General features: G+C 72.2%; 16 protein-coding genes. 13 read left to right on the forward strand and 3 right to left on the reverse strand.

Annotated elements, in window-relative coordinates; translation table 11 throughout:
* Positions 1-9 precede the first annotated feature (9 nt).
* From ACIPYQ_RS08685 to ACIPYQ_RS08715, 7 genes are all read left to right on the forward strand, one after another.
* The gene (locus tag ACIPYQ_RS08685) at positions 10-1,200 is read left to right on the forward strand and encodes an allantoate amidohydrolase (RefSeq protein ID WP_401247732.1); all 1,191 of its coding nucleotides are present in this window, start codon (positions 10-12) and stop codon (positions 1,198-1,200) included.
* Positions 1,191-2,531 carry a formimidoylglutamate deiminase gene (locus ACIPYQ_RS08690; RefSeq protein WP_401247552.1) on the forward strand — a complete coding sequence of 447 codons (1,341 nt, stop codon included), beginning with the start codon at positions 1,191-1,193 and terminating at the stop codon, positions 2,529-2,531. Before ACIPYQ_RS08685 ends, ACIPYQ_RS08690 begins: the two co-directional genes overlap by 10 nt.
* Positions 2,532-2,776: 245 nt before the next feature.
* Positions 2,777-3,955: an imidazolonepropionase gene (hutI, locus tag ACIPYQ_RS08695; RefSeq protein WP_401247555.1), complete on the forward strand. Its 1,179-nt coding sequence runs from the start codon at positions 2,777-2,779 to the stop codon at positions 3,953-3,955.
* Between the two features lie 113 nt (positions 3,956-4,068).
* Positions 4,069-4,746: an LPXTG cell wall anchor domain-containing protein gene (locus ACIPYQ_RS08700; RefSeq protein ID WP_401247557.1), complete on the forward strand. Its 678-nt coding sequence runs from the start codon at positions 4,069-4,071 to the stop codon at positions 4,744-4,746.
* Between the two features lie 17 nt (positions 4,747-4,763).
* Positions 4,764-5,831 (forward strand): hypothetical protein, encoded by a 1,068-nt coding sequence (locus ACIPYQ_RS08705; RefSeq protein WP_401247560.1) that lies wholly within the window; start codon positions 4,764-4,766, stop codon positions 5,829-5,831.
* Positions 5,832-5,836: 5 nt separating this feature from the next.
* Entirely contained in the window at positions 5,837-6,970 is a 1,134-nt protein-coding gene (locus tag ACIPYQ_RS08710) for a neocarzinostatin apoprotein domain-containing protein (protein WP_401247735.1), read from the forward strand.
* 14 nt (positions 6,971-6,984) lie between these two features.
* Positions 6,985-8,262 carry a hypothetical protein gene (locus ACIPYQ_RS08715; protein ID WP_401247563.1) on the forward strand — a complete coding sequence of 426 codons (1,278 nt, stop codon included), beginning with the start codon at positions 6,985-6,987 and terminating at the stop codon, positions 8,260-8,262.
* A gap of 76 nt (positions 8,263-8,338) precedes the next feature.
* Here the strand turns inward: ACIPYQ_RS08715 and ACIPYQ_RS08720 are convergent, their stop codons facing one another.
* Entirely contained in the window at positions 8,339-9,859 is a 1,521-nt protein-coding gene (locus ACIPYQ_RS08720; RefSeq protein WP_401247566.1) for a peptide MFS transporter, read from the reverse strand.
* A 499-nt stretch (positions 9,860-10,358) separates the two neighbouring features.
* Between ACIPYQ_RS08720 and ACIPYQ_RS08725 the strand changes: the two genes are divergently transcribed.
* Both ACIPYQ_RS08725 and ACIPYQ_RS08730 read left to right on the forward strand, forming a co-directional pair.
* A complete protein-coding gene (locus tag ACIPYQ_RS08725; protein ID WP_401247569.1) occupies positions 10,359-11,036 on the forward strand; it encodes a response regulator transcription factor in 678 nt (225 codons plus the stop codon).
* 68 nt (positions 11,037-11,104) lie between these two features.
* Entirely contained in the window at positions 11,105-12,370 is a 1,266-nt protein-coding gene (locus ACIPYQ_RS08730) for an ATP-binding protein (protein ID WP_361756099.1), read from the forward strand.
* A gap of 14 nt (positions 12,371-12,384) precedes the next feature.
* On the opposite strand, the gene ACIPYQ_RS08735 is transcribed toward ACIPYQ_RS08730, so the two are convergent.
* Positions 12,385-12,927 carry a GtrA family protein gene (locus tag ACIPYQ_RS08735; RefSeq protein WP_401247573.1) on the reverse strand — a complete coding sequence of 181 codons (543 nt, stop codon included), beginning with the start codon at positions 12,925-12,927 and terminating at the stop codon, positions 12,385-12,387.
* Positions 12,928-13,114: 187 nt separating this feature from the next.
* Between ACIPYQ_RS08735 and ACIPYQ_RS08740 the strand changes: the two genes are divergently transcribed.
* Positions 13,115-14,254: a 5-(carboxyamino)imidazole ribonucleotide synthase gene (locus ACIPYQ_RS08740; protein ID WP_401247576.1), complete on the forward strand. Its 1,140-nt coding sequence runs from the start codon at positions 13,115-13,117 to the stop codon at positions 14,252-14,254.
* Positions 14,255-14,266: 12 nt separating this feature from the next.
* Here the strand turns inward: ACIPYQ_RS08740 and ACIPYQ_RS08745 are convergent, their stop codons facing one another.
* Positions 14,267-15,484: an RNA-guided endonuclease InsQ/TnpB family protein gene (locus ACIPYQ_RS08745; RefSeq protein ID WP_401247579.1), complete on the reverse strand. Its 1,218-nt coding sequence runs from the start codon at positions 15,482-15,484 to the stop codon at positions 14,267-14,269.
* 146 nt (positions 15,485-15,630) lie between these two features.
* Between ACIPYQ_RS08745 and purE the strand changes: the two genes are divergently transcribed.
* The 3 genes from purE (at position 15,631) to ACIPYQ_RS08760 (ending at position 18,553) form a co-directional block, all read left to right on the forward strand.
* A complete protein-coding gene (gene purE, locus ACIPYQ_RS08750) occupies positions 15,631-16,167 on the forward strand; it encodes a 5-(carboxyamino)imidazole ribonucleotide mutase (RefSeq protein ID WP_401247582.1) in 537 nt (178 codons plus the stop codon).
* Complete coding sequence (locus ACIPYQ_RS08755) at positions 16,164-17,342, forward strand: dipeptidase (protein WP_401247585.1); 1,179 nt, start codon at positions 16,164-16,166, stop codon at positions 17,340-17,342. Before purE ends, ACIPYQ_RS08755 begins: the two co-directional genes overlap by 4 nt.
* A 140-nt stretch (positions 17,343-17,482) precedes the next feature.
* Complete coding sequence (locus ACIPYQ_RS08760) at positions 17,483-18,553, forward strand: membrane dipeptidase (RefSeq protein WP_401247588.1); 1,071 nt, start codon at positions 17,483-17,485, stop codon at positions 18,551-18,553.
* Positions 18,554-18,567 lie beyond the last annotated feature (14 nt).

The following is an 18,567-nucleotide window of genomic DNA, read 5'->3' on the forward strand; positions in this document are numbered from 1 at the left end:
TTCCACGAGATGTGGGCCGAGCTGGCGCCCATCGGCCGCAACGCCGACAGCGGCGGGTACCGCCGCTACGCCTGGAGCGGGGCCGACGCCGACTGCCGCACCTGGTTCCAGGAGCAGGCCGAGGCGCGCGGGCTGACGTACGAGACCGACCGCAACGGCAACCAGTGGGCCTGGCTCGGCGACCCCCTCGCGGGGGACGCCGTGGTCACCGGCTCGCACCTGGACTCCGTCCCCGACGGCGGGGCCTTCGACGGCCCCCTCGGCGTGGTGTCCTCCTTCGCGGCCCTGGACGAGCTGCGCAGGAGGGGCGCGGAGTTCTCCAGGCCGCTCGCCATCACCAACTTCGGTGACGAGGAAGGGGCCCGCTTCGGCCTCGCCTGCGTCGGCTCCCGGCTCGCCGCCGGGCAGCTGACCAAGGAGAAGGCGTACGAGCTCCGCGACGCCGACGGCATCGGCCTGCCGCAGGCCATGGAGGCCGCCGGATACGACCCCGAGGCCATCGGAGCCGACCCCGAACGCCTCGGCCGGATCGGCGCCTTCGTCGAACTCCACGTGGAACAGGGCCGCGCCCTGGACCTCTCCGGGGACCGCGTCGGCATCGCCTCCGCGATCTGGCCGCACGGCCGCTGGCGGTTCGACTTCCGCGGCGAGGCCAACCACGCCGGCACCACCCGGCTCGTCGACCGCCGCGACCCGATGCTCACGTACGCGGCGACCGTGCTGGCCGCCCGTACGGAGGCGGCCCTCGCCGGGGCCGTGGCCACCTTCGGGAAGATCTCGGTCGAGCCCAACGGGGTCAACGCCATCCCCTCGCTCGTGCGCGGCTGGCTCGACTCCCGGGCCGCCGACCAGGCCACCCTCGACACGGTCGTCACCGCCATCGAGAAGGCCGCCCGCGAGCGCGCCGACCAGGACGGCATCGACCTCGGCATCGTCCGGGAGTCCTTCACCCCGGTCGTCGAGTTCGAACACGCCCTGCGCGACGAGATGAACCGGATCCTGGGCGGGGCCGTCCCCGTCCTCGGCACCGGGGCGGGACACGACGCGGGAATCCTCTCCGCGGCCGTCCCGACCGCCATGCTGTTCGTACGGAACCCGACCGGCGTCTCCCACTCCCCGAAGGAGTTCGCCGCCGAGGACGACTGCGTGGCCGGCGTCCTCGCCCTCGCCGACGTACTGGAAGGCCTGGCATGTCGTTGACGACGTACTGGCTGGAGCACGCCTGGCTCGGCACGCATGTCGAGCCGGGCGTCGCCCTGGAGGTTGACGAGCAGGGCCGGATCGGGGCCCTGCGCACCGGGGTCGAGACCCCGCCGCCGGGCGCCGAGGTGCTGCGCGGCCTGACCCTGCCCGGGCTGGCCAACGCGCACAGTCACGCCTTCCACCGGGCCCTGCGCTCCACGGTCCAGGTCGGCTCCGGCACCTTCTGGACCTGGCGCGACCTCATGTACAAGGTCGCCCAGAACCTCACCCCCGACAGCTACTTCGCGCTCGCCCGCGCCGTCTACGCCGAGATGGCGCTGGCCGGCATCACCAACGTCGGCGAGTTCCACTACGTCCACCACGCGCCCGGCGGCGCCCCGTACGCCGACCCCAACGCCATGGGCGAGGCCCTGATCGAGGCCGCCGCCGCGGCCGGCATCCGGATCACCCTCCTCGACACGGCCTACCTGTCCTCCGGCTTCGGCGAGGCCCCCAACAGCCACCAGCTGCGCTTCTCCGACGGCACCGCCGAGGCCTGGGCCGAGCGAGTGTCGGCCCTCAAGCCCCGCGAGCACGCCCTGATCGGCGCCGCGATCCACTCGGTCCGCGCGGTACCCGCAGCCGAACTGGCCACCGTCGCCGGCTGGGCCGAGGAGCGCCGGGCGCCCCTGCACGTCCACCTCTCGGAGCAGACCGCCGAGAACGACGCCTGCCAGGCCGCCCACGGCCGCACGCCGACCCAGCTGCTGGCCGACCACGGGGTGCTCGGCCCGCGCACCACCGGCGTCCACAACACCCACCTCACCGACACGGACATCGCCCTCCTCGGCGGGAGCACCACCGGCACCTGCATGTGCCCCACCACCGAACGGGACCTCGCCGACGGCATCGGCCCGGCGACCCGCCTCCAGCACGCGGGCAGCCCGCTCTCGCTCGGCAGCGACAGCCACGCCGTGATCGACCTGCTGGAGGAGGCCCGCGCGATGGAGCTGAACGAGCGCCTGCGCAGCCGTACGCGGGGCCACTGGACGGCGAACGCCCTGCTCACCGCCGCCACCGCCGACGGCCATGCGGCACTGGGCCTGGGCGACGCGGGCCGCCTGGAGACCGGCGCGCTCGCGGACTTCACCACGATCGCACTGGACTCCGTCCGGACGGCGGGAGCGCCGGCCCGACTGGGCGCCGAGACGGCGGTCTTCGCCGCCACCGCCGCCGACGTCCGCCACACGGTGGTCGGCGGCCGCCACGTGGTCCGCGACGGCCACCACACCCTGGTCGGGAACGTCCCGACGGCCCTGTCCGAGTCCATCGCAGCCCTGCGCGCCTGACCGCTTCGCCTGCTTCCCGCAACCGGGGGCTCCGCCCCCAGACCCCCACGCCTCAAACGCCGGCGAGGCTGAAGATCGGGGCTCCGCCCCGGACCCCGCTCCTCAAACGCCGGAGGGGCTGGAAATCCAGCCCCGCCGGCGTTTGAGGAGCGGGCGCGGAGCGCCGTAGGGGGTCTGGGGCGGAGCCCCAGTTTCGGGAAGGGGCGGGGTGGGGGAACAAAACAACTCGACCACCGCGAGGAATCATGACCACCACCGCCATCACCAACATCGGCAGCCTCGTCACCAACGACCCCGCCCTCGGCGACGGAACCCCCCTCGGCCTGATCGAGAACGCCGCCGTCGTCATCGACGGCGACAAGGTCGCCTGGGTCGGCCCCGCCGGCAAGGCTCCGGCCGCGGACGAGAGCTTCGACGCGCAGGGTCGGGCCCTGATCCCCGGCTTCGTGGACTCCCACTCGCACCTCGTCTTCGCCGGCGACCGCACCCAGGAGTTCAACGCCCGGATGTCCGGCCGCGCCTACTCCGCCGGAGGCATCCGCACCACCGTCGCCGCCACCCGCGCCGCCACCGACGCGGAGCTGGAGGCGAACCTCGTCCGGCACCTCGACGAGGCCCGCCGCCAGGGCACCACCACCTTCGAGACCAAGTCCGGCTACGGCCTCACCGTCGCCGACGAGGCCCGTGCCCTGCGCATCGCCGCCGCGCACACCGAGGAGGTCACCTACCTCGGCGCGCACATCGTCTCCCCGGACTACGCCGAGGACCCGGCCGGCTACGTCGACCTCGTCACCGGCGAGATGCTGGCGGCCTGCGCCCCGTACGCCCGCTGGGTGGACGTCTTCTGCGAGAAGGGCGCCTTCGACGGCGACCAGGCCCGTGCGATCCTCACCGCGGGCGCCGCCGCCGGCCTGATCCCGCGCGTGCACGCCAACCAGCTGTCCTACGGCCCCGGCGTACAGCTCGCCGTGGAGCTGGAGGCCGCCTCCGCCGACCACTGCACCCACCTCACCGACGCCGACGTGGACGCCCTCGCCCAGGCCGCGGGGACCACGGTCGCCACCCTGCTGCCCGGTGCCGAGTTCTCCACCCGCGCGGTGTGGCCCGACGCCCGCCGCCTGATCGACGCGGGCGCCACCGTCGCGCTGTCCACGGACTGCAACCCCGGCTCCTCCTACACGAGTTCGATGCCCTTCTGCATCGCCCTCGCCGTGCGCGACATGCGGATGACCCCGGACGAGGCCCTGTGGTCGGCCACCGCCGGCGGCGCCCGCGCCCTGCGCCGCGCGGACATCGGCGTCGTGACCCCCGGAGCCCGTGCCGACCTGGCCCTCCTGGACGCCCCGAGCCACGTCCACCTCGCCTACCGCCCGGGCGTTCCGCTCGTCTCGGCCGTCTGGCAGCGGGGCCGCCGGGCGCACTGACGAACGGTCAATCCGGGGCTGTCCTTTGTCTTCCCTCCGTAAGACCCCGGGCGTACCTTGAGCCACCAATCTGATGTGTCGTCAGTTATTTGTGGCCCGAGGGGAAGACGAAGGTGTCCGACCGCAAACGCTCCACCGCGCTCGCGCTGGCCTCCGCGCTGGCCGGATCGGCGGTCCTGCTGGCCGCCCCCGCAGCCCACGCCGCCGTCGTCGACGTGGCGTACGACTGCAAGACCCCGATCGGGGACAAGTCGGCGATCTCGCCCATCGACATCAAGGCCGTCAAGGACGGCGAGGCGTACAAGCTGACGATGTCCTTCCAGAAGGGCGTCTCGTCCAGCCCCATCGAGCTGGGCAAGGGCGCGATGAGCCCCAGCGCCGTCATCCTCGTCGGCGGCGCCGAGAAGGTGTCCGTACCGGTCTCCGGCCCGCCCAACCCCGAGGCCGCGCCCGCCGACACACCCATCAAGATCACCGACCTCTCGGGCACCTACACGCCCAAGAAGAGCGGCAAGGTCACCTTCACCGCAGGCGTGCTCACCATCAAGGCGATGGGCACCACCACCACCTGCACCCCGGGCAACAGCCCCGGCCCGTCCCTGGAGCTCGAGGTCACGGCCGCAGGCGGCGGCGCCGCCCAGTCCGGCGGCGGCTCGGACGCGGACACCCTCCCGCAGACCGGACCCACCGACTCCGCCCTCGCCCTCGGCACCCTCGGCGGCACCGTGCTGCTCTCCGGCGTCGCCGGGGTGCTCTGGCTGACCCGGCGCGGCCAGCGGGCCCGGTCCTGAACGGAGCACCCCCGGCCATGCCCGTGCTCCACGCCCCCCACCGCCTCCGGCGCGCCGCCCTGATCCTGCTCGCCGCCACCGCCCTGTACGCGGGCCCCGCCCGGCCCGCGTACGGCGCGCCCACCGACGGACCGGGCTGGACCGCCGAACCCGCCGCCGGCCAGGCAGTCCCCCGCACCGGCGACCGCCCCGACTCCACGCGCCCGTACTCCACGCGCCCGTTCTTCACGCGCCCGTTCTTCTACCTGGCGGGCACCGCCGGCACCGTGCTGGAGGACCGCCTCGCCCTGGCCAACACCACCGACCAGGAGCACACCGTCACCCTGCGCGGGGCCGACGCCTACAACACCGCCGACGGCGCCTTCGCGGTGCGTCCCGCCGCCGGGTCCACCGGCGCCGGCGCCTGGATCAGCTTCGGCGCCGGAGCCACCGTGAAGATCCCGCCCCACACCCGCGCGGTGGTCCCCTTCACCGTCACCGTGCCGCCCTCGTCCCCGCCCGGCGACCACCCCGCCGCCGTGGTCGCCACCGAGGCCGGCCGCGAGGTGGGCGTACGGGTCCACCTGCGGGTCGGCGGCCCCACCCTGGCCGCCCTCACCGTCGAGGACGTCGCCGTACGGGGCCGGGGCGCGGCCGCGGTCGTCGCGTACACCCTGGTCAACCGCGGCAACGTCGCCCTCGCCCCCGAGCTGACCCTGCGCGCCGAGGGCCGCTTCGGCGAGGTACCGGGCCGCGGCGCCCGGGCCCTGCCCGTCGAACTGCTCCCGGGCCAGCGGGTCGAGCTGACCGAACCCTGGCCCGGGGCCCCGGTGCTCGACCGGGTCCGCGTGCGCCTCACCGTCACGGCCCCCGGCGGCGCCCGGGCCGAGGGGAGCGCCTCCGCCTGGTTCGTGCCGTGGCGGGCCGCCGGCTGGACGGGCCTCGGCCTGCTCGGCCTCGGCGGGACCACGCTGGCCGCGCTGTTCCTCGTACGGGGCCGGCGTACCCGGCCGGGCCCGTCCGGCGGCGAGGAGCCCGGAGAGACGTCCGCGCGGCCCGAACCGACCCCTGCACCGGAACACGAACTGACGGGAGCGTCCAGGTGAGCGCCATGGTCGGCGGCACGGTCCGCGGCAAGGCCGGCCCCACGGTCCGGTTCCTCCTGGCGGGGCTGGTGGGGCTGGCGGTGTGCGCCCTCGCGCTGTTCCCGGCCGCCCCGGCCGCGGCCGACGAGGGCAAGCCCACCGTCGCCCTCTCGCTCCAGGAGGCCGCCAAGGGCACCGAGATCACCGTCACCGGCACCGGGTGGCGGGCCAAGACGCTGGTGATGCTGCTGGTCTGCGGACAGAACATGATCGGCGGCACCAACAGCTGCGCCAACGCCGACGGCGCCGCCGTCTCCGTCGCCGCCGACGGACGCTTCGCCGCCCAGCTGGCCGTGGTCGCGCCGCCCAAGCCCTGCCCCTGCGTCGTCAACGTCACCTCCGTCAACGGCGACCAGTCCACCGTCGCGGCCCCCCTGAAGATCACCGACCACCCGGTGGCCGAACTGCCCGCCGAATCCGGCACGGCCCGCCTCGCGATGCTCACCGGGGTCCGGCTGGAGGGCGAGGACGGGGTGCTGACCTGGTTCGGCGCCCCGCCGAGCCGGAAGTTCAAGGTCACCGTCGGCAATCTCGGCTCGGCCCCGGTCAAGGACCCGGTCTTCCAGCTCGGCACCGCCCACGGGGTGTTCGCCCCGCTGTGGGAGGAGGTCCGGTGGAAGGGCACCATCCCGCCGGGCGGCAAGGCGGAGATCGCCCTCGACGTGGCCCTCACCGCCGGCGCCCACGGCGACTACACGATCTCCCTCAAGTACGGCGAGACCGTCGTGGCCACCCAGCCCTGGGGCGTGGACCGCCCGTACGGGGTGCTGCTCTTCTGGGGCCTGCTCCTGCTCGTGATCCCGGCCGCGGTCTTCCGCATCGGCATGGCCGTCGTCGACAAGGTCCGGCCGCGCGCCGTGCCCGCGGCCGGCCGCCACCGGGGGGCGCGCCCCGCGGAGGCCGCGTCGGCCGTGACGGCCCGGCTGCCCCGGCTGCCCGCCCTGCGCCCGGCCGCGCCGGCCCGCTCCGCGCAGCCGGCCGAGCCCCCTACGACCACCACGGCGGTCCTGCCGTGGTTCACCCCGGACAGCGCGCCGGAGACAGCACCACAGACGTCCGCACCGTCTGAGAACCGTTCGACGACGAAGGGACCATTGTGAAGACCCAACGGAGGGTGAGCGCGGCCGTGGTCGCGCTGCTGCTCGGCGGCGCGGGCATCGCCATCACGGCTTCTCCCGCCCAGGCCGCCGAGGCCACGTTCAAGGTCAAATGCGTGCCGCCGGCCGGCGGTGGGGACCCGGTGGAGGGCGAGACCACCGCCAAGGTCACCGCTCCGGCCACGGCCAAGGTCGGCGACGAGGTGGAGGTGGTCTGGGAGACCGTCAAACCGGCCTCGAACAACACCGACCTCATGGACATCCCGAAGGACGCGGTCCAGCCCACCGGATGGATCACGGTGGGTGGCGGCCAGGCGGGCGAGCTGAAGGTCGTCGGGGAGAAGAAGAACCCGCCGATCCCCAAGAAGGCCCCCATGGTCATGTCCGCCATGAAGGGCAAGCTGAAGCTCACCAAGGCCGGCAAGGTCACCCTGACCCCCGGCAAGTACGACGTCGCCGTCACCTTCCCCTTCGGCACGTTCGTCACCAAGTGCGCTCCCGTCGGTGAGGTGAAGGGCGGGGCCACCATCGACGTGACGGGCGGCTCCGGCGGCGACAACGGCGGTGCCAACAACGGCGGTGCCAACAACGGCGGTGCCAACAACGGAGGGGCGAACAACGGCGGCGCCGACAACGGCGGCGCGAACGGCGGCTCCGGCGGTCAGACCGACTTCCCGGGCAAGGCCGTCGACGTGAAGTTCGACTGCGGTGAAACGGTCCCCGGCGGCATCACCACCCCGGTCACCGTCAACGCCAAGAAGAACGGCGGCAGCTACGACCTGACGGTCAAGACGGCCAAGGACGCCATGAAGGCCCCGGTGCCACTGCCCAAGGGCGCGCTCAAGCCGTCGATGCAGATCAAGCTCGGCGGCGCCGACAGCGGCGCGGTCAAGGTCTCCGGACCGGGCAACCCCGAGCCGATCGCGCAGGGCGCCGGCGTCAGCCTGAGTGACATGACGGGCACCTACAAGCCCGGCAAGACGGGCAAGGTCACGCTGAGCCCGTCCGACATGACCATCGAGGTCACGATGGTCGCGGGCTCCGCCCCGCTCTCCGTGCCCTGCAAGGCGGCCACCAGCGGCGTCTCTCTGGAGCTGGACACCGTCGCCCAGGAGGGCGGCTCCGGCTCGCCGTCCACGTCGGGCGGCACCAGCGCCTCGGGCGGCCTCGCCGAGACCGGAGCCGAGGACGAGGGCGGCATCAAGGCCCTGGCCTTGGTCGCCGGCACCGTGATCCTGCTCGGCGGCGCGGTGTTCACCTTCACCCCGTGGCGCCGCCTGCGCGGCACCCGGTAACCCGCCCTGAGACGCGGAACGGCCCGGCACGCCTTTCGGTGTGCCGGGCCGTTCCGTCGTACGGGGCGCGAACGCGTCAGCCCATGCCGTCCATCAGCTGGTTGACCTTCTTGCGGTACATGAAGATCGCGAGGCCGGCGAGCACGGCGGCGACCGCCTGGAAGAGGATCACTCCGACGCCGTTCAGCTGCACGTCGGCCAGGCCCATCAGACCGGTGATGCAGTCACCCGCGGTGACGGCCAGGAACCAGACGCCCATCATCTGGGAGCCGTACTTCTGCGGCGCCATCTTCGTGGTCACCGACAGGCCGACCGGCGACAGGCACAGCTCGGCGAGCGTGTGCATCAGGAAGATGAGCACCAGCCACCACATGGTGACCTTGGTGTCGTTGCCGGCGGTCTGGCTCAGCGGCAGCGCGAAGACGAAGAACGAGGCGCCGACGATGATCAGGGCCACCGAGAACTTCACGATGGTGCTGGGCTCGCGGTTGCGGCGGGCCAGGGCCACCCACGCGGCGGCGAAGACCGGGGCCAGGGCCACCACGAAGAGCGGGTTCAGCGACTGGAAGATGGTGGTCGGGACTTCCCAGCCGAACAGGGCGCGCTCGGAGTTCTTGTCACCGAAGAGCGAGAGCGTCGAACCGCCCTGGTCGTAGATCATCCAGAAGACGGCAGCGGCCACGAAGAACCAGATGTAGGCGCTCATCCGGGTCTGCTCGACGGCGGACAGGTCCTTGTCCCGCTTGATGCGGGCCAGGACGGCGACCGGAATGATCAGACCGGCGATGGTGATCGGGTACAGCGCCCACTTGATGGTGAACATGTCCGCCGCGACCACGGCGCCGTAGAAGACGGCGATGACGGCGATGACGGCCAGGGCCTTGACGATCACGGCCTTGCGCTCGACCGCGGACAGCGGGTTCGGGACGATGCTGCTCTTCGGGCTCAGGGTGCGGCCGGCGAGCAGGAAGACCAGCAGGCCGATGCCCATGCCGACGGCGGCGAGGGCGAAGCCGAGGTGCCAGCTCACGAGCTCGCCGACCATGCCGATGCCGACCGGGGCGAGGAGGGCACCCACGTTGATGCCGATGTAGAAGATCGTGAAGCCGCTGTCACGCCGCGGGTCGTCCACACCCTTGTAGAGGTGGCCGACCATCGTGGAGATGTTGGCCTTCAGCAGACCGGAGCCGACCGCGACCAGCAGCAGGCCGACGAAGAACGCGAGCTGGCCGGGGACGGCGAGCGCCACGTGGCCCGCCATGATCACGAAGCTGGCGATGGCGACCGTCTTGCGGGCGCCCCAGACGCGGTCACCGAACCAGCCGCCGGGCATGGCCATGAGGTAGACCATGGCCACGTAGACGGAGTAGATCGCCGTGGCCGTCGCAGCGGTGAAGCCGAGGCCGCCGCCCTGGCTGCCGGTCGCGGCGTCGACGCCGCCGGAGACCAGGTACAGGACGAGAAGCGCACGCATGCCGTAGTAGGAGAAGCGCTCCCACATCTCGGTCATGAACAGCGTGGCCAGGCCGATCGGGTGGCCGAGGAGGGTCTTCTCGTGAGCGGGGCTCGGAGAAGCCGTCGTCAGGCTGGAAGCCATGGTCGATCCTTGCTTGCTCGGGACGCTTGGCTTCGTGAGCTCATCCGCGCCCGGTGGGGGGTGGCCGGCACCGGCGGACGGATCTCCCACCCCACGCCCGGGGGTCTCGCTCCCCATGGTGTCGGGGGCGAAGGGAAGATCCGCAACCGGGATCCACGCCCGCCCGCGCACCATCGCGCGAGGGGCCCGGCCCAGAGGTCATTCACTGTCGTCGAGCCCGGAACAGGTGAGTCCCAACAAGACTGCCTGTCCGGTCAGGACAGCAATAGAGACCCTTGGCTCGCTTTTCGGCACAAAGGTCCCTGAGGTAGTGCATCAGGCGTCTCGCCACCATACGACACGACACTGCGGCATATGAAAGGACTTGAGAGATGGATCACAAGGTGAGTCGGGAACCGTCTGGCCATATTCGAAGGCGCTTAGTAGTTCATAAGCCCAGTTCGGAAGGGGTGTGCAGGCAGGCCCCTCGATTCAGTCGCCGCGGACTACCATCACCCACATGACGCGTGTACTGCTCGCCGAGGACGACGCATCCATCTCGGAGCCCCTGGCCCGCGCCCTGCGCCGGGAGGGGTACGAGGTCGAGGTCCGGGAGGACGGCCCCACCGCCCTGGACGCGGGACTGCAGGGCGGCATCGACCTCGTCGTCCTGGACCTGGGCCTGCCGGGCATGGACGGGCTGGAAGTCGCCCGCCGGCTGCGGGCCGAGGGGCACGGCTTCCCGATCCTGGTCCTCACCGCCCGCGCGGACGAGGTCGACACGGTCGTCGGCCTGGACGCCGGCGCCGACGACTACGTGACCAAGCCCTTCCGGCTCGCCGAACTGCTGGCCCGGGTCCGGGCCCTGCTCCGCCGCGGCGCCAACGAGGCCGCCCAGCCCCCCGCCACCCACGGCGTGCGGATCGACGTCGAATCGCACCGCGCCTGGATGGGGGAGGAGGAGCTGCAGCTCACGGCGAAGGAGTTCGACCTGCTGCGCGTCCTGGTCCGCGACGCCGGCCGGGTCGTCACCCGCGACCAGCTCATGCGCGAGGTCTGGGACACCACCTGGTGGTCCTCCACCAAGACCCTCGACATGCACATCTCCTGGCTGCGCAAGAAGCTGGGCGACGACGCCGCGAACCCCCGCTACATCGCCACCGTCCGCGGCGTCGGCTTCCGCTTCGAGAAGAGCTGAGCCCACCCGCGACAGCCTGAGGCCCGCTCCGGTCCGCCCCGGACCGGCGCTAGGGCATGCTCTAAGGCATGCGCCGCCGCCTCATCAACTCCACGCTCGCCGTGGTGCTCGTCGTGATCGCCGTCTTCGGCGTCTCCCTCGTCATCGTGGAGACCCGGACCATCACCAGCAGCGCCCAGGACCGCATCGAGTCCGAGGCGCTGCGACTGGTGGGCATCGTCGAGGCGAACGTCCTGGAGCACAAGCCGGTCGACCCGGTCACCCTCGCCGAGCAGCTGGACGCCGGCCACTACGCCCGGATCACCATCCCCGGCCGGCCGGCCGTGGAGGTGGGCACCCCGATCCCCGACAGCGTCATCCGCGGCACCGCCCGCGGCGAACAGGGCGAGGTCGTGACCGTCGAGGAGTCCCGCGCCACGGTGACCAAGGAGGTCGGGCGGACCCTCGCGGTGGTCGGCGCGGTGGCCCTGCTGGCCGTCGTGGCGGCCGTACTGCTCGCCGTACGCCAGGCGAACCGGCTGGCCTCCCCGCTCACCGACCTCGCCGAGACGGCGGAGCGGCTCGGCTCGGGCGACCCGCGCCCCCGGCACAAGCGGTACGGGGTCCCCGAGCTCGACCGCGTCGCCGACGTACTGGACTCCAGCGCCGAGCGGATCGGCCGGATGCTGACCGCCGAGCGGCGGCTCGCCGCGGACGCCTCGCACCAGCTGCGGACCCCCCTCACCGCCCTGTCCATGCGGCTGGAGGAGATCACGGTCACCGAGGACCTGGAGACCGTGCGGGAGGAGGCGACGATCGCCCTCACCCAGGTGGAGCGGCTCACGGACGTGGTGCAGCGGCTGCTCACGAACTCGCGGGACCCGCGGACGGGCTCCGCGGTCCCCTTCGACCTCGACGAGGTCGTCAAGCAGCAGGTGGAGGAGTGGCGGCCCGCCTACCGCAGTGCGGGCCGGGCCATCGTGCGCTCCGGGAAGCAGGGCGTGCGCGCCGTCGGCACCCCGGGCGCGGTCTCGCAGGTGCTGGCCACGCTGGTGGAGAACGCCCTGATGCACGGTGGCGGCACGGTCGCCCTGCGCACCCGCGTCATCGGCAACCAGGCGGTGCTGGAGGTCACGGACGAGGGGCCGGGGGTCCCGCCGGACCTCGGCAACCGGATCTTCGAGCGGGCCATCAGCGGCCGCAACTCCACCGGGATCGGCCTCGCGGTCGCCCGGGACCTCGCGGAGGCGGACGGGGGACGCCTGGAGCTGCTCCAGACGCAGCCGCCGGTGTTCGCGCTGTTCCTCAGCCGGACGGCGCCGGACCGGGCCGAGCCGGAGACCACCGTGCGCTAGGCGGCCGGCGCGTCCTAGTTGTTCGCGGGCTCCGGCTCGGGCAGCGGCTCCGGCCGGCGCTCGGGCCTGGGCAGCGGAGCGGGCCCCGGCAGCGGCTCGGCGGCCTCGGGCCGCGCCTCGGGCAGGGCCTTGAAGACCCAGGTCCGGTACGACCAGAAGCGGAACACGGTGGCGGTGCCGATGCCGATGAACTTGAAGACGTTGCTGGCCACCGAGCCGTCCCAGCCGAAGCCGTAGGTGGCGGTGTACAGCACGCCGTTCTCGATGACCAGACCGATCGCGCTGAACGCGGCGAAGAGGGACAGCTCACGGGTGCGGCCGCTCTTGGCGCGGTCCCGGTAGGCGAAGTAGCGGAAGCCGAGGTAGTTCGTGGCGATGGCCACGACGGTGGCTATCACGCTCGCGCGCACCACCTGGAGGTCGGTCGTGTGCCGGATCAGGTTGAAGACACCCAGGTTGACCAGCACACCCAGACCACCGACCGCCCCGAACTTGGCGACCTCGCGCACGAGACCGCGTACGCGTTCGAGAACTGATCCGTTCTCCGGCGTGCTCATCAGAAGGCCAGTCCCTGTCGGTCACCGCCCCGCTAAGGGCGTCCGGTGTTCTCCGTCAACCCGCCCATCGTAAGTGTCCCCCCACAGCCCCGTCTGTGCCTTCGGACACCGTGCGACGCACGGCACACCGACTGGTCCGGGCCAGGGCACGTCCGGATGGCGGAATACCGGCGGATACCCTGGAGGAGTGACGTTCCCGGTAGTCGGCATGGTCGGCGGCGGTCAGCTCGCCCGCATGACCCACGAGGCGGGCATCCCCCTCGGCATCAGATTCAAGCTCCTCAGTGACACCCCGCAGGACTCGGCGGCCCAGGTCGTGAGCGATGTCGTCATCGGCGACTATCGCGACCTGGAGACGTTGCGTGCCTTCGCGCGCGGCTGTGACGTGATCACCTTCGACCACGAGCACGTGCCCATCGAGCACCTGCGGGCCCTGGAAGCGGACGGCATCCCCGTCCGCCCGGGGCCCGACGCGTTGATGCACGCCGCCGACAAGGGGGTGATGCGCGCGAAGCTCGACGAGATCGGTGCGCCCAGCCCCCGCCACCGGATCGTGAGCGATCCGGCGGACGCGGCGGCCTTCGCGGACGAGGTCGGCGGGTTCCCCGTCATCCTCAAGACCGTGCGGGGCGGGTACGACGGCAAGGGCGTGTGGTTCGTCCGCACCCCCGAGGACGCGGAGGCCCCCTTCAAGGCGGGCGTCCCGGTCCTCGCGGAGGAGAAGGTCGATTTCGTCCGCGAGCTCGCGGCGAACATCGTCCGCTCCCCGCACGGCCAGGCGGTGGCCTACCCCGTCGTCGAGTCCCGCCAGGTGGACGGGGTCTGCGACACGGTGATCGCCCCCGCCCCGGACCTCTCGGAGAGCCTGGCGGGCGAGGCCCAGGCCCTCGCCCTGCGCATCGCCAAGGAACTCGGCGTGACCGGCCACCTGGCCGTGGAACTGTTCGAGACCACCGACGGCCGGATCCTGGTCAACGAACTGGCGATGCGCCCGCACAACAGCGGCCACTGGACCCAGGACGGCGCCGTCACCTCCCAGTTCGCCAACCACGTCCGCGCGGTCCTGGACCTCCCCCTGGGCGACCCGCGCCCCCGGGCCCGCTGGACGGTCATGGCGAACGTGCTGGGCGGGGACTACCCCGACATGTACGCGGCGTACCTGCACTGCATGGCCCACGACCCCCAGCTGAAGATCCACATGTACGGCAAGGACGTGAAACACGGCCGCAAGGTCGGCCACGTCAACACCTACGGCGACGACCTGGACGATGTGCTGGAGCGCGCACGCCACGCTGCCGACTACCTCAGAGGAACGGTCACCGCTTGACCTGCCCCTTCCCTAGCGGGAGGGGGTACCCACTCTCACGGGTGGGGTTTCCTGCTTCACCACGGACTGCCCCGGCCGAGAGGAGGACTCCCGTTGAGGTCTTACACCCGCTCCACAGGCAGTGACCGCCAGCCCGGCGGCCAGAAGGTTGATCGCTGCGTTCTCATCCCGGTCGTGGGTGGTCCCGCAGCTCTCACACGTCCACTCACGGACGTTCAGGGGCATCTTGTCGGCGATGGCCCCGCAGGCCGAGCACACCTTCGAGCTGGGGAACCACCGGTTCACGGTGATCAGCTCCCGCCCGTACCAGGCCGTCTTGTACTCCAGCATGCGCCGCAGCTCTCGCCAGCCCGCGTCGCCGAGGGCGCGCGCGAGGCGGTGGTTCCTGAGCATGTCGCGGACGGTCAGGTCCTCAATCACGAGCGTTTGGTTCTCGCGCACGAGTCGAGTCGTCAGCTTGTGCAGATGATCCCGCCGCCGGTCGGCGATCCGGGCGTGGATCCTGGCCACCCGGATGCGGGCCTTCGCCCGGTTGTTACTGCCCTTCTCCGTTCGCGACAGCGCCCGCTGGGCGCGCGTCAGGCGCTCCCGATCCTTGCGCTCGTGCCTCGGGTTCTGGACCTTCTCTCCGGTGGAGAGCGTGACCAGAGCCGTCAGTCCGACGTCGATGCCGATCGCGTTGGTCGTGTCCGGCATCGGAGATGGGGTGTCCTCACAGAGCAGGGACACGAACCAGCGTCCCGCACGGTCACGGGAGACCGTGACCGTGGACGGCATCGCCCCCGCAGGCAGGGGCCGGGACCACTCGATGTCCAACGGCTCGGTCATCTTCGCGAGCGTCAGCCGGCCGTCCGCGTAGCGGAAGGCACTGCGCGTATATTCGGCGCTTGCCCGGGACTTCCGTTTCGTTTTGAAGCGCGGGTGCCTCGCCCTTTTGCCCCAGAATCGAACGAATGCCGCCTGCAGGTGCCTGAGCGTCTGCTGGAGCGGTACCGAGGACACCTCAGCCAGAAAGGCCAGCTCCTCGGTCTTCTTCCACACGGTGAGCATGGCCGACGTCTGCCCGAAGCCAACTCGCTCCTGACTGGTCGACCACGCCTCGGCTCGGGCGGCGAGGGCCAGGTTGTAGACCTTCCGCACGCAGCCGAACGTCCGCGACAGCTCCGTTGCCTGCGCGTCGTTTGGATGGAAGCGGTACTTGAAAGCCCGCTTCACAGAAGAAGCCCCCACGTCCCGGACGCTAGAGCCGGTCATGATCCGAACACAAGCCCAGGTCACAGCATCACGGAGCGGTACATCGCCGCTGCACGGCTCCGGGCCGTGGATGCGTTTCCTACCCCGGCCGAGCCCGGGGATTCCCACGCAAGGAGATCGGGATGAGCACGTCCCCCGCAGCCCCCGTCGTCGGCATCGTCATGGGATCCGATTCGGACTGGCCCGTCATGGAGGCGGCCGCGCAGGCCCTCGACGAGTTCGAGATCCCCTACGAGGTCGACGTCGTCTCCGCGCACCGGATGCCGCGCGAGATGATCGCGTACGGGGAGGGGGCCGCCGACCGCGGTCTGAAGGCGATCATCGCGGGCGCGGGCGGGGCCGCCCACCTGCCCGGCATGCTCGCCTCGGTCACCCCGCTGCCCGTCATCGGAGTGCCGGTGCCGCTGAAGTACCTCGACGGCATGGACTCGCTGATGTCGATCGTCCAGATGCCCGCAGGGGTTCCCGTCGCCACCGTCTCGGTCGCCGGGGCGCGCAACGCGGGCCTGCTGGCCGTACGGATGCTGGCCGCCCACGACAAGGACCTCCTCGCCCGGATGCGCGACTTCCAGCAGGAGCTCAACGACCAGGCCACCGAGAAGGGCAAGCGGCTGCGTACGAAGGTCGCGAACGCGGAGTCCTTCGGGTTCGGCAAGTGAGCGCCGCGCAGCGTCTGGACGAGGCGCGCGAGCTGCTGGCCGAGCACCCCGTCGTGGACGGCCACAACGACCTGCCCTGGGCGCTGCGCCAGCAGGTGCGCTACGACCTGGCGCGACGGGACATCGCGGGCGACCAGTCCGCCCACCTGCACACCGACATCCCGCGGCTGCGCGCCGGCGGGGTCGGCGCGCAGTTCTGGTCCGTGTACGTCCGCTCCGACTACGCCGGCGACGAGGCCGTCAGCGCCACGCTGGAGCAGATCGACGTGGTCGCCCAGCTGATCGACCGTTACCCCGGCGACCTCGTGCGGGCGCTGACGGCGGACGACATGGAGGCGGCCCGCGCCGACGGCCGGATCGCCTCGCTGATGGGCGCCGAGGGCGGCCACTCCATCAACAACTCGCTCGCCACGCTGCGCGCCCTGCACCAGCTGGGCGTGCGGTACATGACGCTCACGCACAACGACACGATCGACTGGGCGGACTCGGCGACCGACGAGCCCCGGCACGGCGGCCTGAGCGACTTCGGCCGCGAGGTCGTCCGCGAGATGAACCGCGTCGGCATGCTGGTGGACCTCTCGCACGTCGCCGCGACGACGATGCGGGACGCCCTCGCGGTCTCGGCCGCGCCGGTGGTCTTCTCGCACTCCTCCGCGCGGGCCGTCTGCGACCACCCGCGCAACATCCCCGACGACGTGCTGGCGCTGCTGCCGGCCAACGGCGGGGTGGCGATGGCCACCTTCGTCCCGAAGTTCATCCTCCCGGCGGCGGTCGAATGGACCCTGGCCGCGGACGAGAACCTGCGGGCGCACGGCTTCCACCACCTGGACACCACCCCCGAGGCGATGGCCCTGCACCGGGCCTTCGAGGCGGAGCGCCCGCGCCCGGTGGCCACGGCCGCCACGGTGGCCGACCACCTGGACCACATGCGCGAGGTGGCCGGGGTCGACCACATCGGCATCGGCGGCGACTACGACGGCACGGCCTTCACCCCGTCCGGGCTGGACGACGTGGCCGGCTACCCGAACCTGGTCGCCGAGCTGCTGGCGCGCGGCTGGTCCAGGGCCGATCTGGCGAAGCTGACCTGGTCCAACGCGGTACGGGTGCTGCGCGACGCGGAAGCGGTGTCGCGCGACCTCTCGGCCACGCGGGGCCCGTCGAACGCGGTGATCTAGCGGCAGGACGGCGGATGTGGTGACTGGGTGTGACCTGTGGGGTCACCCGAACGCCACATCCGCCGGGCGTCCCTCCCGTCCCACGTGTCACGGTGGCACCATCTCTCCTCCCTGCTGCCGCCGAGACCGGAGCCAACGCCATGGCCGACCTGCAGGACGAACCCCACTCCGTGGGCATCGGAGCCGAAGACCTCTCCGCACCCGAGGTGCCGGCGAGCGCCCTCGACCGGGCCGTCGCACTGCTGTCCGTCCATCCCGTGGCGGACGGGTGCAACACCCTCGTCTGGACCCTGCGCCAGAGCCCGTACCACGACATCGACACCCCCGACGTCAATGTCGACACCGACATCCCGCGGCTGCGCGCCGGGGGAGTCGGGGCCCAGTTCTGGTCCCTCCTCGTACCGCCGGGCCGACCGCGCGCGGACACCACCGGTGACCAGGCGGTCTCCGACGCCCTGGAACAGATCGACGTGGCGCTGGCCCTGGTGCACCGCTACCCCGACAGCCTGTGCCTGGCGCTCAGCGCCGACGACATGGCGGACGCCCGCAACCGCGGCCGGATCGCCTCGTTCCTGGGCCCGGTGCCCGGCCGCACGCTGACCGACTCGCTGGGCGCGCTGCGCGCCTTCCACACGCTGGGCGTACGGATCCTCGCGCCCGCGGGAGCGCCCTGGGCGCAGGACGAGCTGACGGCCTTCGGCCACGAGGTGGTCCGGGAGGCGAACCGGCTGGCGATGATGCTGGACCTGACCGGCTGCCCGCCGGCGGTCGCCTGCCAGATCGCGGGGGCGTCCAAGTCCCCGGTGATCATCTCGAACACGGCGGCGGCCGCGCTGAACCCGCATCCGGCGAACGTGCCCGACGAGGTGCTGCTCGCGCTGGGCGAGGCGAACGGCCTCGCGATGGTCACCTTCGACGCCGCACGCACCGGGGACTCCCTGCACGCGGTCGCGGACCACCTCGACCACGTACGGGCCGTCGCGGGCCCGAACGGCGTCGGCCTCGGCGCCGCCTTCGGCACCGAACCGCAGGGCCCCCACCCGGCCGGCCTGACCGACCCCTCGGGCTACCCGCGACTGATCGCGGAACTCCTCGACCGAGGCTGGCCGGAATCCGACCTGGCCCTCCTGACCTGGGGCAACGCCCTCCGCGTGGTCCGCGACTCGGAATTCACGGCCCGCCGCTCGAAGGCCGGCCCCGCCGGCGCCTAGTACCGCCACCGCCA

The organism is Streptomyces sp. NPDC090045 (assembly GCF_044747975.1).
In the GTDB taxonomy this organism is placed as follows: domain Bacteria; phylum Actinomycetota; class Actinomycetes; order Streptomycetales; family Streptomycetaceae; genus Streptomyces.